The organism is Haloferula sp., assembly GCF_049672945.1.
Classification (GTDB): Bacteria; Verrucomicrobiota; Verrucomicrobiia; order Verrucomicrobiales; family Akkermansiaceae; genus Haloferula.
Genome location: NZ_JBATWY010000174.1, coordinates 42141 through 55829, shown reverse-complemented (window position 1 = coordinate 55829; position 13689 = coordinate 42141). Strand labels below are relative to the sequence as shown.

The following is a 13689-nucleotide window of genomic DNA, read 5'->3' as shown; positions in this document are numbered from 1 at the left end:
ATCGGTTACATCGGTCACCTGTTTACCTTCGTGGCCGCTGCTTCACTGCTAAGTGCTGGTGTTACCTTGGTTTCGCCTTTTTTGGTGGGGGTGCTGATCAGATCGCGTCCGCTTTGGTGGCTGGTGGTGGCTTGCTCGGCGATCGCCCTAGCGGGCTCGGTGGTAGGAATGGTGTGGTGGGCCTATGCGGAATTTGAAAGGGTCTATGATCTGGAGCTTGGGATGGCCCACTACTTCGGGATGGCGGTCCCCTTTGTGAATTTCGTCGGCTTGCTTTTCGCTCGCGGTGCGGTGCGGGAATCCGAGCCTGCTTCCCGAATTCCTGATGGCTGAGGAACCAGTCGGAGGGCGGACCAGCGCTGAAAATGGGCTGTCACAGATTCCGCTCAGAAAAGCTGACTTTTCGGTTGTCAAAACCCGGGTGTCGCCCCATTAATCCCGCCCACCTTTCAGGAGGAGTTTAGGCTCGATAGCTCAGTTGGTAGAGCAGCGGATTGAAAATCCGCGTGTCGGCGGTTCGATCCCGTCTCGAGCCACCACTTTCCCCTTTTGGTCTCCGCCTGGCTTCCCAGGTCGGCTAGTTGGACTCGGGCGATTGGATCACCGAAAGGAACCTCAGGGTCAGCTTTCCGACCTTTTCAAGCATGTCGGCGTCCACCTTATCCAGGGTGTCTCCGGGTTGATGCCAGTAAGTCATTTGGCTGAAGTCGCCGATCAGGTGAAGACAAGGCAGGCCGGTGTTCTGGAGTGGGACGTGGTCGTCAATAATTGGGCCGGGTGCCAGCACGACGGGATTTTTGAAAGCGAGAGTCGTGGCAATGTCTGTCACTGCCTCGGCGAAGGCTGGCGGGGCTTCAGGATTATAGAAGAGAGGGAAATTCGGATCTCCAATGATATCGAGCACGATTCCGATGGATGGCCAGGAGCGGCGAGTCGAGAGATCATGGGCGAAGTATTTGCTGCCGTAGAGTCCGTCGCTGGGGGTGATGTTCGGGCGGAAGGCTTCTTCGCCGTCGAAGAAGACCAACTCGATTTGAGCGGCGGCGGCTGGCTGCGAGGAAAGGACTCGGGCGATTTCCAAAAGAACTCCGGTTGAGGATCCTCCATCGTTGGCTCCGACGAATGGAAAAGGGAGTTTCTTGCTGTCAATATGACCACCGATCAGCACGGGTGTCGACTCGGGATGAGGCGCGGCGGTGGAGTGGCGGGCAATCAGGTTGGTGAAGTCGGTCGGGCCATCGGGTGTCGCGGCGCGCAGCTTCTGACGGGTCGTCTGCCAGCCGAAACTTGCCAAAGTGGTCTCCAGATACTGGAGAGTCTTCTCGAAGCCCTCACTGGCGGGCGGGCGGGGACCAAAGGCGACGACGTTGGCGACGTGTTGGTAGGCGTTTTCTCCCGAAAACGAGTCGGCGAGATCGGACGGGATTGGAGAAAAGGAGAGTCGCTGAGGAATCGCGACTTCAGCCTTCCGGCATTGGCCCAGGCCGAGCGTCAGGGCGAAAGCGGCAAAAACAATGGCGAGGGGCAGCAGGCGGAGCTTCACAGCACTTAAGCTGGCTCAAATCTCGCCGATGCCAAGCAGTTCCAGCATACGCTGGAGATCATCGTCGCCGTAGTACTCGAGTTCGATCTTTCCCTTCTTCGCCCCGTGATGAACCTGCACGTGGGTCGCGAATCGATCGCGGAGTTGATTTTGGATGGCGCGGATGTGGGCATCGACTTCGGGTTTCGGGGCGGCTCCCTTTTTTCCGTTGCGGCTTTCGGCACCGTATTGCTGGGCCAGTCGCTCGGCGGCACGCACGGTCAATGATCGGCGGACGATCTCATTGCACGCCTGAAGCTGGGACGGCTGATCCTTGATCGCGAGAATGGCCTTGGCGTGGCCGACGCTGATGCGGCCTTGGGCGACGAGGTCGCGGACGTCCTGATGGAGGTCGAGCAGGCGCATCGCATTGGCGACGCTGGCGCGGGACTTGCCCACGCGGCCAGCGATTTCGTCCTGCTTCATCGCGAACTCTTTGGCGAGACGGACGTAGCCGGCGGCTTCTTCGATGGGGTTGAGATCTTCGCGTTGAAGGTTCTCGATCAGGGCCATCTCAAGCACGTCGCGGTCGGCGGCTTCGCGCTCAATGACCGGGACGGTGGCCAGGCCGAGCTTCATCGAGGCCCGCCAGCGTCTTTCGCCGGCGATCAGCTCGAGCTTGCCGTCGACGGGACGGACGATCAACGGCTGGATGATTCCGTGCTGGCGGATGGATTCAACGAGTTCGTCGAGCGGGGTCTCGACGAACTGGGTGCGGGGCTGAAGCGGGCTGGCAACCACCATGTTGATGGGGACTTCGCGCGCCCTGCCGGCACCGTCGGAAGAAACTTCCGTAGGACTGGAGGAGTTGCCGCCTTGCTTGCGAATGAGTGCGCCGAGTCCTTTTCCGAGAGCCTGTTTCGACATAGGAGAAACAAGGTGGCAAACGAGGCAGTGAAATCAAAGCGGTATTTGCAGTGAATATTTCTCATGTTTTGCTGGTGGGCCAATGAGATCGCGGAAAAGGCAGGGCACGAGCCCGGGAGGAAGCCGGGGAGCACTTGACGGCGGGGGGATGTCGCGTCATGCCTATGCCATGAAAATTTTCGCAGTTTTAGCTTTGTTCCAGGCGATATGCCTGCCGGTGCTTTGCGCCCAGAATAGTGCGCCACCTGAGGTGGTGAAGTCGGCGGTTGCCTCGGTCGAGGAGCTTGGCAAGAAGGTCGTCAACAACGACTTCATGGCAGCGATCGACAGCATGTATCCGCAATGGAAGGACCGCATGGCGAAACGCAAGGGGGGCATGGAGAAGCTCGAGGAGGAGCTTGCGGGCATCGGCGACTACATGGCGCGCAATGGTGTGCAGATTATTTCCTTCAGAATCTCCGGCCCACCGAAAAGTTACGAGGTGTGGCCGGGAGACAGCTCGAATGAAGCGGAGGGCGAGATCAATTATACGAAATGGCTGGTGTTGATTCCGACGGTGACTCAATTCAGGATTTTCCATGATGAAAGTCCAAAGGGGACGGTCATTAATACGCATGGGTTTCAGGTCGCGATCGCTGACAAGGGCAAGAGCAACTGGACTTTCATTGATGGTTCTGATCTGTCTGTATCGGACTTGCGCTCACTTTTCATCACGCTTCCGGCCAACATGGAGTTGCCTCCTGTGAAGCGTGAAGAGGCAAAATAAACATGATCAATCCGATGGGAAAGCAATCGAGAAAAATCAAGGAGGAGGCGCGCTTGCGCCGAAAGCTGACCAAGTTGTGGAACCGTGGTCAGAGCGAGTACTGCGAAGTTCGTGGATCGGCGATCCATGGGCGCGGTGTTTACGCGACACAGGATATTCCTGCCGAGACGAAGGTGATCGAGTACATTGGTGAGCTGATCGACAAAGAGGAGAGCGAGAAGCGCGCCTGGGCCCAGCACGCTGTTGCCGAGGAAACGGGTGACGCGGCAGTGTATATTTTCACTCTGAACAAGCGCTGGGACATCGATGGCAATGTGCCGTGGAACACCGCGCGGCTGATCAATCACTCCTGCGCACCAAATTGCGAAGCGTGGATCGAGGGGAAGAAGATTTTCATCCATTCCCTCCGCGACATCAAGAAGGGCGAAGAGCTGGGATTCGACTACGGTTTTGACATCGAGTGCTACGAGGATCATCCATGCCGCTGTGGCAGCAAGGAGTGCGTCGGCTACATTGTGAGCCGGGAGCAGTGGGATCAGCTTGAGCGCAAGAAAAGGGCTGCTGCAAAAAAGGCCCGGGCCAAGGAGGAGAAGAAAAAGGGAGCGGCTTGAGCCGGCTCTTGAGCTGAGGGTTCCGGAACGTCTTCCGCTGTTACTTTTGGGCGAGGGTGATGACCCACGCCACCATGGCGGCGGTTGCCGCGAGTAGCAGGAACATCAGGAACAGACTGCGTCCCTGAGTCCTGCGTTCGTTGCGAATCTGTCCACGTGCGGCCTTTTCCTCGAAGTCGCGCTGTCTCCGACGGTCCTCAAGATCTTCCGGCGGCGGCATGGTCCGCTCTTGTTCGCGGATTTCGAGTTCGAGCTGCTCTGGCAGGGCTTCCAAAGCCGCAATTTTGGCATCGAGTTCCCGCTGAGCCAAATCGAGTGGCTCAAGATCGGGATCGACGGCTCGGGACTTGCGGGTCTTGGTCATGACGGCAGGCCTTATTTGCAGATGTAGGCAATCAAAGCAAGGCCACCGAGGGCGAGAACCGGAAGGTTGAAGGCAAGCCCGCGATAAAATTGCTGTCTGAACTCACTCTTGCTGCTTTTCGCCCGACGGACACCCTGGAAGATCGAGGCGCTGCGTGAGCGGGAAAAGTGTTCGGCCGCCTGAGAGTATTCGTCCTCGGCGTGGTCGACTATTGCAATGGCGCGATCAAGACGATCGGGGACCTGTTCCTGAGTCCAGCTTTCTGGATTGAGTTTCTCGATCTTGGTGAGGTGAGCAGAGAAACAGGAGCGGCACTGCTCGAGATCTTCGATCTCTTGCCTCATCTCGAAGAGTTCCCGATCAATCAGAGTGACGGCCGAAGAAAGGCGTTCGCTCATTTCCACCTGCGAGCCAATGAGCTCGCGCTTGCGGGTGTTGAGCTGCTCGGTCTCAATCTTGAGACGCTCGAGTTCCTTGCGCTGTGCCTGAAGTTCCTCCAACTGCGTCTGGGCAAGGCGAAGCTTGCCATCGACATCTCCTCCCGACTTGTCGTCGTCGGAAGAATTCATTTCAAGTTGGGTATTGCGGATGCGGAGATGGTGGGTGTGCTCGGTTGCGGAAGGCATGCCTGTGGGAATGATAGGCGGGACAGTGCGCTCCTTTTAGGAATTGAGAGGGAAAAAGGCCAGCGAAATGTTTTAGGTTTCTTGATTAATTTGAGTCTCTTCCTTCTTCCGGAACGGCTTGAGATACCAGTTCTTGATTGCGCGTCCTCCGCTGAGGATGTCCTCCATGATCAGGTAGGAAGAGGGGATCAGATAGAGGGTGATGAAGGTGGCGAAGAGGATGCCAAAACCGAGCGAAACGGCCATGGGGATGAGGAACTGAGCTTGGAGGGAGCGGTCGAGCATCAGCGGCAACAACCCAACAAAGGTCGTCAGCGATGTCAGGATGATCGGACGGAATCTGCGCGAACCCGAGTCCACGACTGCTTCAAAGAGATCCTGTCCGTCGCGTCGTCTTTGATTGGTGAAGTCAACCATGACCAGCGAGTCGTTCACCACTACGCCGGCAAGCGCCAACATTCCAAAGACGGAGAGGAAGGATGGTGTTAGATCGAGAATGAGGTGGCCGGCCAAGGCTCCGATGATGCCAAAGGGAACGGCGAGGAGCACGACGAAGGGTTGCGTGAGGGAGCGGAAAGGGATGGCAAGCAGCGCATAGAGGGCGAGGAAGAGTGCGGCGAAGGCGACCTTGGTCTTGTGGCCGGTTTCCTCATGTTCGCGAATGTAGCCGTCATAGATCCAGGAGAACTCGGGATAAGGGTTGACGATGGCATTGATCCGCGGCGCAAGGTCCCGGGAAATGGCGATCACGTCGACGGTTTCGTCATCGGGTTTGGCGGCGATCGACGTCACCTGGGCACCGTTGATGCGACGAATGTTCGAGCGTGCAGGGACAAAGGAAACATCAGCAACGGAGCGGAACGGGGCATTGCCACCATCCGGAGTCCGAATGCGGAGTTCCTCCAGGGTATGAAGGGACTGCCGTTGTTCCTTGGGCAAACGGACCATCACCCGGATGTCGTCCCTTCCTCGCTGCACGCGCTGGGCCTGTTCTCCGAAAAAGGCACCGCGAACCTGACGGGCGAGATCGATCTGGCTCAAGCCGAGCGACTTGCCCTCTGGCTTGAGCGTGACATGGATTTCGTTCCGGCTGCGCCCTGAATCCGACCAGGCACTCGCGATTCCATCATATTCTTCCAGTGTCGCTTCGATTTCGTCAGCGATGTCAGACCGGATGTCTCCGGCAGGACCCCGAAGTTCGATCTTGATCGATTCGATGTCGTCATCGCCACCCCGGAAGCCACCGCCTCGCTCACCCGAAATCCAGAACGATTGGGCATCGGGGATCTCTCCGACCAGTTCCGTCCAACGGGCGGCGATGGTGCTGTTCTTCGGTCCGGGTTCCGAGCGCATGCCGGGGTCGACAATGGAAACGACGACGAAGCCCTCTTTAGGGTCCACATTATCCCTTCCGCTCCAACCACCGGTGCTTGTCAGAACATCTTCGATCAGGCTCTCTCCGGTGCCTGGGTCAACGAACTCGGTTTTCAGTTGTTCCACCGCAGCGGCGATTCGCAGCACCCTTTCGTCGGTGATTTCGATCGCGGTATCGCGCGGCATGTTGACCATCGCCATGATCCGGTTGCGATCGGTCGAGGGCATGTTGACGAAACCAAGTCGACCGCTCTTCCAGACCCCGAAAGTGCACAGTGCGATCGCAAGGAAAACGGCGACCGTGGTGTAACGGTGACTGGTGGCGTAGTGCAGGGAAGGGCGGTAGACCCGGTCGACGAAATTCTCGAGTCCGTCGGCGATCGACTTTTGGAAGCGCGTGAAGAAGTTGAACGAAGTCCGCCCGGTCTTGATGTGCTTAAGGTGGCAGGGAAGGGCAAGCTTGGTCTCGATCAGCGAGAAGATGAGGACAAGCCCGACGACCGGGGGGATCTGTCGCGTGAAATTCCCGTAGAAACCATCAAAGGTCATCAGGGGAAGAAAGGCGACAATGGTTGTCAGCGCGCCGAATGTCACCGGCACGGCGACTTCCTTCGCTCCATCCACCGCGGCATCGAGGGGAGGAACTCCGTTCTTGAGCTTGGTGTAGACGTTCTCCGAAGTGACGATGGCATCGTCGACGACCAGGCCAATCACGATAATGAACCCGAAGATGCTCATCGAGTTCAGGGTAAGACCCATGGTCGGGAGGAAGATGAGACCGCCGGCAAAGGCGACCGGGATCCCGATCACGACCCAGAAGGCGATCATTGGACGCAGGAAGAGGCCGAGCACGATCAGCACCAGGATTCCGCCCTGAACCATGCTCCAGAAGAGCGTTCCCAAGCGCCCTCGCAGCTCGACCGACGAGTCGTCCCAGATGAAGAGATCGATGCCAACCGGGAATCTTTGACGCTGGGTGGCGACGTATTCCTTCACCTTATCCGCAATCTCGAGAGCGTTCTCGTCATTCAGGCGAAGAGCTTCGACAAGCATGGCCGGTTTCCCATTGAAGCGGATGAGCTTGCTGTTTTCCTCGAATCCATCGGAGACACGGGCGACGTCGCCGACGGTGACTTCGGCTCCGGTCTGGCTACGAATGACGATTTCCTCAAAGTCTTTTTGAGTGAAGGCCTGCCCCTTCGAGCGAATCACAATGTTGCCCTCGTCGGTTTGAATCTGACCGGCCGGAAGATCGTTGGATGAGCGGCGAACGGCATTGGCAAGATCGGCGAAGCCGAGACCGAAATCCCGCAGACGCCCGAGGTCGGCTTCGATGGCGATCTCTTGTCGGGTTTCTCCCTGAATCATCGACTGCGAGATGCCGGGCATCTCAAGCAGGTCATCGCGGACCCTGCGGGCGGCTTTGGAAAGATCCGCCTCTTCCATCTCACCGGTCACGGCGATTTTGATGACATCGAAGTAGAGGTTGGTGTCCGGGATCCGCAAGGTTGGGGGGTCGATTTCCTCGGGGAAGGAATTGATCCCGTCGACCCGCTGCTTGATCTCCTCGAGCATGTCACGCGGGTCGGCCGTGTCGGCGACTCTGACCCTGATGTCGCAGCCGCCGGCATTGGCGCGTGAGTCGATTTCTGAAATGCCGGGAAGACCTTCGAGTGCCAGTTCGATGGGAATGACCACGGCACGTTCGACGTCCTCGGGGCTACCTCCGCGGTAAGGGACGTTGATTCGAACCTCGCGGAACTGCATGCCCGGCTGAACCTCGAGTGCGACGCGATTCTTGTATGACCAGATCCCGGTGAGCAGGATGCCGATCAGTAGGAAGTTGGCCGCAATGTCATTGCGCGCGAACCAGCGAATCATGTAGGGGCCATACGTGGGGTGGAGGGGTGAGTCTAGCAGAGGATCCGGGTTTTATTTGGGAATGGTCGCGTTTTGATGCTTTTGATGGAGTTTCCTGGAATCCTGGCAGTGACGAATGGAGTTGAGCGAGCACAACGACTGAGGAACAACGCTGGAATCAGGAAAAAGCGCCGCGTCTTCTTTTTCCCCGATCGAAGATCGCACGCCATCTTCCTCTCCATATTCCTTTCCGAGTGCACTCTAACTTTGCAAACGGTGTACTAGAGGCGAACTTGATCGACCTCCATGCCCGACTCACGGCAGGAGTCGTATGAGGTAGTCCCTCACGTACGGATTTGCACGGTCGGCGCGCCGACAACGGCGGTTCCTACCGCAATCCCCCTTTCCTGTGGATCCGCTTTCCTTTGATTTGGTGCTGGAATCCAAGGACAGCGATCAGGGCGTGAATCCGGATGCGGCGGTCGAGGAGCTGGCGAAGCGGGTGCTTGCGGGTGAACTCATCTTGAAGAAGTGGGACGTGGCGGTGGACCAGTGGTGCGCCCGCTTGGCCTGGGTGAGCGAATGGATGACGGAGATGGCGCTGCCGGGATGGAAAGATGAGAACAGGGCGTCGGAAGTCGCTCAGATCTGTCACGGAGCGGCGAGCTTCAAGGAGATCAAGGAGGTGGGGGTGGGGCCGGTTTTGAAGGATTGGCTGAGCGCGCCGCAAAAGGTGGTGGCTCGCGAGCTATGCTCCGGAACGGATCGATTTGGCGAATGGACGCTCGGCCACGGCGACCTGCGAGCACGGTAAGGATTCGTGGTTTGGATTGTGGGTGCGGGATCTGTTCGAGGTTTGGAAAACACCGAGAATTGCCGGCGGCAAGGTACCGGTGCTGGTGCATGCGCAGGCAGCGAATCAGCGGGCGTGGCAGATGACCAGGGACCTGGAGAGCTTCTGGAGGAGTGGCTACGCCCGGATGCGGAAGGATTTGGCGTGGCGCGATCCCAAGCATCCCCGGCGGAGGATCCGAGAAAGGCGCGATCAACTTCGCATGGCGGGACTGATTCCGTGTTGCGGGCGCGGCGAGGATGGGTTCAGCTGGGGTGTGGCCAGACTGTTGATCATCATTGCTCTCCTCACGCTGATAGCAGCGTGGGTGGCTCGGTGGTGGTTTTGGAAACGGGTGAGAGATAAAGGACGTCGGGTGGAGTGCTCGATGACCGTTTCGGAACTCTACGAGAAGCTGGGGCAACCGAGGAAGAAACCGAACGATCTCAGGGATGCGGCGGCACTGGGTAGTGCTCTCCGGGACTGTGGATTGAGACTGCTGGAACAGGATGGATTAGCCGTTGCCAAAAAGCGTCGGACCGGCTGGTGGAGTCTCAAGATCCTACCCATTCTCGTGGCCGTGATCTTTGTGTTTTCACTGGTCTTTCATCGTGTGGCTCCAGCATGGATCATGGCCATCGGTTTGCTGATTATTGCCCTTCATGTGGCGCTTCGAGTGACCGGGCTTGGAATCGAGTTGAAGGCTGTTAGGCGAGGCCTTGATGAGTTTGAAAAAAAGGGACGGTTCCGGCGGATGAGTGAGGAGGAGGCCGTGGTGGACTGTGCGAAAGCGAGTGTGTGGGAGACGATATTGCCTTGGTGAAAAGCATGGTTCGTGGTGCCCCGTTTGCCTATCAGGAAATTGGCCGTTTGGATCAATCGTGAGATCCAGAGGAATGGCAATCACACCGTGCGCCACTGATGGGTAGGGTGCGAGACGAGCTGCATTACCAAGCAAAAAAGAGAAAACCCTGACTGAACCTATTTCCCTGTTTCCGGACCTGGAGGCCATCTGGATCAAGCTGCACTGCGGGTCAGAAGTCCGAGTCTGATTGGAAACGCCCTGTAAGGAGCCGTACGCAGGGTGGTGTGGGACCGGGGAGCTAGCTACTCCCCGGGGCCCGATTCGCTATTATGGTTTTTGCGGCACTGCGGTGAAGTTCAATAGGACCAAAAATGAAGCCCAGCGTCTGACCGCGGGCTTATCAGGAACGAGCTCGATCAGAGGGCCATCGTCACCTAGCTTCAGACTACCTTTCTCCCACGTGAATTTCTTGTTCGGATCCATTTCGATGTCTCCGTTGGGAAGAATCTTGCCGAGGCGATGATCACCCTTGGCAACCGCCGTTCCATCAGACTTCAATCGGGCAAGCTCCTTGCCATCCTTGTCGAGCAAGACCTCGGGCATGAAGACATCACGACGACGCAGATTTATTTGATTCGGGGCCTCAGCCCGGCCCCTTACCCCTGCGGGGCACGTCGCATTCGCTCCTGTCCAAAACACCTACAAGCCTTCGGTGTTTTTGCAGGTGCTGGTGGGAGCGCATGGACTGGGGGTGACGAGTCGGTTGGATGGGATGCCCATCGCTGCTGCCTGAAAGGACCTGTTAGAGCTGGTCGCGTCTCGTCTCGTCGCGTCGCGTCGCGTAGAGGGCTGCGCCCCACGCGATGGGTTGGTTGGGCGGCTGGGATTTGTGCGGTTAGGATGCAACCCCGTTGGGGTTGGGAGTTTTGGGCATGACAGACCCAGGGTAGCCTGCGTTTCACTCCGGCAACCCTGGGCTGAGGGACACAACCCTTTCGGGGTTGGGAGCTGAAGGCTGCAACCCCGTTGGGGTTGGGATCGCTGGTTATTGGTGGCGAGCGATTGGTGAGGGGAGAGACGCCTTGAGTTGTGATGCGGGGGGCTGCCACCTCCCATGGGGGGATTGCGGCGCTTTGCTACTCGGTCATCGGAGTGCCGATTTTTGAGTAGAGCTCGAGCTGCTTGGCGCTGTTTTCTAACAGATCGGCGGAGAGCTTTACGGCGCCGGGTTCGAAGAGGGTGATGGTTGAGGAGCCACCGAAGGCGAAGTAGCCCTTTTCGTCGCCCTTTCCAACAGGCTGGTCGGGGGTGTAGGTCTGGTGGATGGAGCCGACACAGGTGGCACCGATTTCCATGCAGAGGACGAGGCCGAGCTCAGGGGATTCGAGACGGGTGATGGTGCGTTTGTTTTCCCAGAGATAGGCGAGGCGTCGACGCAGGGCGATGGGGGAGACGGAGAACAAGGGGCCGTCTATTTGTCGGGTCTTGCCGGGGGTGCCGGCACAGGGAAAGTGGAAGCGGTGGTAGTCGACGGGACAGAGACGGGACAGAACAAGTGTGCCGTCGGCGAAGCGGGAGGTGAGTTCGTCGTCGGCGAGGAGTTTCCCGAGATCGAAGCGCTGATTTTTGACGAAGAACGAATCGATGGCGCTGATCTTGGGAAAGCCGAGGTGTCGGCCATCGGCGGGAAAGACGGCGGGGGCATCGGAGTGGATCGGGCGGGCTTCGGGTTTGAGTTTGCGGTAGAAGAACTCGTTGAAGCTGGCGAAGGACTCGGGAGCATCGGCGAAGTCCGCCGGATCGAGGTGGTAGGTTTCGATGAAGGGGGCGATTTTGGAGCGGGTTTCCGCTTGATCCATGCGTTTGCCATACCAGCGGGAGAAGGCGGCGCGCTTGACCATCGCGTGGAGGGGCAGCGCGCCGAGGGGGTTGGCGTAGGAGAAACGCAGGAAGGATTCGCCGTAGACCTTTTCGGTCTCGATTTGGCCATTCTGGCGGTTGAAGAATCTGATGGGCTCCACGCGCGGAGGATGAACGCCGATTTCCGCTTGGGGGAGCGTAAAAGTTGGACGATCCTTCCTTGCTTGTCGGCATATGCGAGGCTATCGGACGCGCGATGAGAAACCTGAGCCTCGTGATTGCCGCGTTACTTGTGTTTGGATCCTGTCGCAAAAACTCGGAGACAACGGTTACCGAGACGCGTCCGGTGACGATGCGGGACGATGGGCTGAAGTTGGATGCGACGAACAATGATCGCTTTGGAACCGGGGGCGGGATGCCATCGTTGCCCCAGCCAACGGGGGAGGCACCTGCTTCGCCGGTCGTCGCGGGTGATCTGCCTGCGGGCTGGACGGAGCTGCCGGGCAATGCTTTCCGGCTGCTCAACTACAGTTTCGGCGATGGCGGCGAGGTTTCGGTCTCGCTGAGCCGTGGTGGGGTGATTGACAACGTCAACCGCTGGGTGGGGCAGTTCGGACGCCCGGGTCTGGATGCGGAAAGTTTGGCTGGATTGGAAAAGATCAAGATCGCGGGCTTTGAGGGGGTGTTCCTGCAATTGGATGGCGACTACGCGCCTGGGATGGGTCGCCCCTCGCAGTCGGATTACGGCTTGCTCGGTGTCGTTGCCGAGAAGGGCGGCGAGATTTTGACCGTCAAGATGATCGGACCCGCCGCAGCGGTAGCGGACGAAGAGGCCAGGCTCCGGGCCTTCGTCGCAGGGCTGAAGCCGGTTGAATGAATGGGGAATTCACCGACGTAAGGACGAGCGCCAACTAGCAAAGGATTTCATGAGTCACTCAAAATCACTGCCAATCCGTTTTTGGAAATGGATCTCCGGTTTCGGACTGGCGACCACGCTGCTCGTGGTCCTCGGTGTTCTGACCTGGTTGGCGACGCTTGAGCAGGTCGATCACGGGCTGTTGGCGACGCTGAGGAAGTATTTCCACTGGCGTGAATGGTACATCATTCCGGAAATCAACGGCAAGACTGTCTGGCTGCCGCTGCCGGGTGGTTACTGGGTGTGCGCGCTGCTATTGGTCAACATGATCTGTGGAGGTCTGATCCGGGCACGCAAGGGCTGGAAGACCGCCGGCGTGGTGCTTTCGCACTTCGGCATTATTTTCATGATCGCAGCGGGTGGCGTGGCGCAGCTCTACGAGGAGCGCGGGGTGATGATGCTGGTCGAAGGGGATAAGGCGGACTATGCGATTTCGCTGACCGAGCCGACCATTGAAGTGATGGAAATCGTGGACGGCGAGGTCGCCGGGGAGATCAGCGTGGCGAGAGACAAGCAGCTGTCTGGTTTGGAGGAAGCGGACGCACGTTTGGTGAGGTTCCCGCAGCAGCCCTTTGATTTGGAGATTACGGGCTGGCTGAAGAACGCCATGGTGAGACCGGCCGGCGAGGAGGCCGGAAATCGGGAAGTCGATGGCTGGACGCTCAGGGAGATTCCGGTCAACAAGGAGAGCGAACTGGATGGCGCGGCCTGCTATGCGCGGGCGGTTTTTGAGGATGGCTCGAAGGGGGAGCCCTTTATTCTGGCGATTCCGCCGCCGAGATCGGGCCTGCAGGATTATCCGCCACAGGTGATCGAGGTCGATGATCGGAAATTTGCGGTGCGGATGGTGAAGCAGACGCTGCCGGTTCCTTTCAAGGTGGAACTCGAGGATGCGGTCGCGGAATACTTTCCGAACTCCAGTCGGCCGAAGTCCTTCCATAGTGATATCGTCCGCATCGAGGACGGTGCGGAGCCGGTGGAATTGCGGATCGAGATGAACGAGCCGATGCGTGCGGGGGGCTTCACCTTTTTCCAACGGACGATGGGTGGTGGACCGCAACAGCAGCAAGGACCCGAGTTCTCAGGTTTTGAAGTGGTTTCCAATCCGGCGGACAAATGGCCGGAGTATAGTCTTTATGTGGTCACGGTGGGTTTGCTGTTCCACTTCGTGATGAAATTCACGATGCACCTGCGTGCATCGAATCGTCCAAAAACCAAAGCTTAAG

At 58.3% G+C, this 13689-nt stretch carries 13 protein-coding genes, 1 tRNA gene and 1 pseudogene; 8 read left to right on the top strand and 7 right to left on the bottom strand.

Translation table 11 applies throughout. The features are described 5' to 3' along the window. Window positions 1-333: pseudogene (locus tag WBG04_RS15720) on the top strand (hypothetical protein); the annotation flags it as partial. A gap of 130 nt (window positions 334-463) precedes the next feature. Continuing rightward, a tRNA-Phe gene (locus tag WBG04_RS15715) sits at window positions 464-539 on the top strand. Between the two features lie 38 nt (window positions 540-577). On the opposite strand, the gene WBG04_RS15710 is transcribed toward WBG04_RS15715, so the two are convergent. After that, the gene (locus tag WBG04_RS15710) at window positions 578-1543 is read right to left on the bottom strand and encodes a M28 family peptidase (protein ID WP_424315405.1); all 966 of its coding nucleotides are present in this window, start codon (window positions 1541-1543) and stop codon (window positions 578-580) included. Window positions 1544-1558: 15 nt separating this feature from the next. Then, entirely contained in the window at window positions 1559-2449 is an 891-nt protein-coding gene (locus WBG04_RS15705) for a ParB/RepB/Spo0J family partition protein (RefSeq protein WP_424315404.1), read from the bottom strand. A 148-nt stretch (window positions 2450-2597) separates the two neighbouring features. On the opposite strand from WBG04_RS15705, the gene WBG04_RS15700 reads away from it, so the two are divergent. Together WBG04_RS15700 and WBG04_RS15695 are read left to right on the top strand one after the other, a co-directional pair. Beyond that, window positions 2598-3215: a hypothetical protein gene (locus WBG04_RS15700; protein ID WP_424315403.1), complete on the top strand. Its 618-nt coding sequence runs from the start codon at window positions 2598-2600 to the stop codon at window positions 3213-3215. Window positions 3216-3229: 14 nt separating this feature from the next. Beyond that, the gene (locus WBG04_RS15695) at window positions 3230-3826 is read left to right on the top strand and encodes an SET domain-containing protein (RefSeq protein WP_424315402.1); all 597 of its coding nucleotides are present in this window, start codon (window positions 3230-3232) and stop codon (window positions 3824-3826) included. 40 nt (window positions 3827-3866) lie between these two features. Here WBG04_RS15695 and WBG04_RS15690 read toward each other — a convergent pair whose 3' ends face one another. The 3 genes from WBG04_RS15690 to WBG04_RS15680 all read right to left on the bottom strand — a co-directional run bounded on the left by WBG04_RS15690 (window position 3867) and on the right by WBG04_RS15680 (window position 8071). Continuing rightward, the gene (locus tag WBG04_RS15690) at window positions 3867-4190 is read right to left on the bottom strand and encodes a hypothetical protein (protein WP_424315401.1); all 324 of its coding nucleotides are present in this window, start codon (window positions 4188-4190) and stop codon (window positions 3867-3869) included. An 11-nt stretch (window positions 4191-4201) separates the two neighbouring features. Further along, entirely contained in the window at window positions 4202-4816 is a 615-nt protein-coding gene (locus WBG04_RS15685) for a hypothetical protein (protein WP_424315400.1), read from the bottom strand. Window positions 4817-4888: 72 nt separating this feature from the next. Then, on the bottom strand, window positions 4889-8071 hold the full coding sequence (locus tag WBG04_RS15680) for an efflux RND transporter permease subunit (protein ID WP_424315399.1): 3183 nt from the start codon (window positions 8069-8071) through the stop codon (window positions 4889-4891). Between the two features lie 388 nt (window positions 8072-8459). Between WBG04_RS15680 and WBG04_RS15675 the strand changes: the two genes are divergently transcribed. Together WBG04_RS15675 and WBG04_RS15670 are read left to right on the top strand one after the other, a co-directional pair. Next, entirely contained in the window at window positions 8460-8864 is a 405-nt protein-coding gene (locus WBG04_RS15675) for a hypothetical protein (RefSeq protein ID WP_424315398.1), read from the top strand. Next, complete coding sequence (locus WBG04_RS15670; RefSeq protein WP_424315397.1) at window positions 8821-9705, top strand: ATP-dependent helicase C-terminal domain-containing protein; 885 nt, start codon at window positions 8821-8823, stop codon at window positions 9703-9705. Before WBG04_RS15675 ends, WBG04_RS15670 begins: the two co-directional genes overlap by 44 nt. A gap of 309 nt (window positions 9706-10014) precedes the next feature. On the opposite strand, the gene WBG04_RS15665 is transcribed toward WBG04_RS15670, so the two are convergent. Together WBG04_RS15665 and WBG04_RS15660 are read right to left on the bottom strand one after the other, a co-directional pair. Then, window positions 10015-10290: a hypothetical protein gene (locus tag WBG04_RS15665; RefSeq protein ID WP_424315396.1), complete on the bottom strand. Its 276-nt coding sequence runs from the start codon at window positions 10288-10290 to the stop codon at window positions 10015-10017. A gap of 533 nt (window positions 10291-10823) precedes the next feature. Further along, on the bottom strand, window positions 10824-11708 hold the full coding sequence (locus WBG04_RS15660) for a phosphatidylserine decarboxylase (protein WP_424315395.1): 885 nt from the start codon (window positions 11706-11708) through the stop codon (window positions 10824-10826). Window positions 11709-11803: 95 nt separating this feature from the next. Here WBG04_RS15660 and WBG04_RS15655 point away from each other — a divergent pair, with 95 nt between their 5' ends. Together WBG04_RS15655 and WBG04_RS15650 are read left to right on the top strand one after the other, a co-directional pair. Next, window positions 11804-12424 (top strand): hypothetical protein, encoded by a 621-nt coding sequence (locus tag WBG04_RS15655; RefSeq protein ID WP_424315394.1) that lies wholly within the window; start codon window positions 11804-11806, stop codon window positions 12422-12424. 49 nt (window positions 12425-12473) lie between these two features. After that, window positions 12474-13688: a cytochrome c biogenesis protein ResB gene (locus WBG04_RS15650; protein ID WP_424315393.1), complete on the top strand. Its 1215-nt coding sequence runs from the start codon at window positions 12474-12476 to the stop codon at window positions 13686-13688. Window position 13689 lies beyond the last annotated feature (1 nt).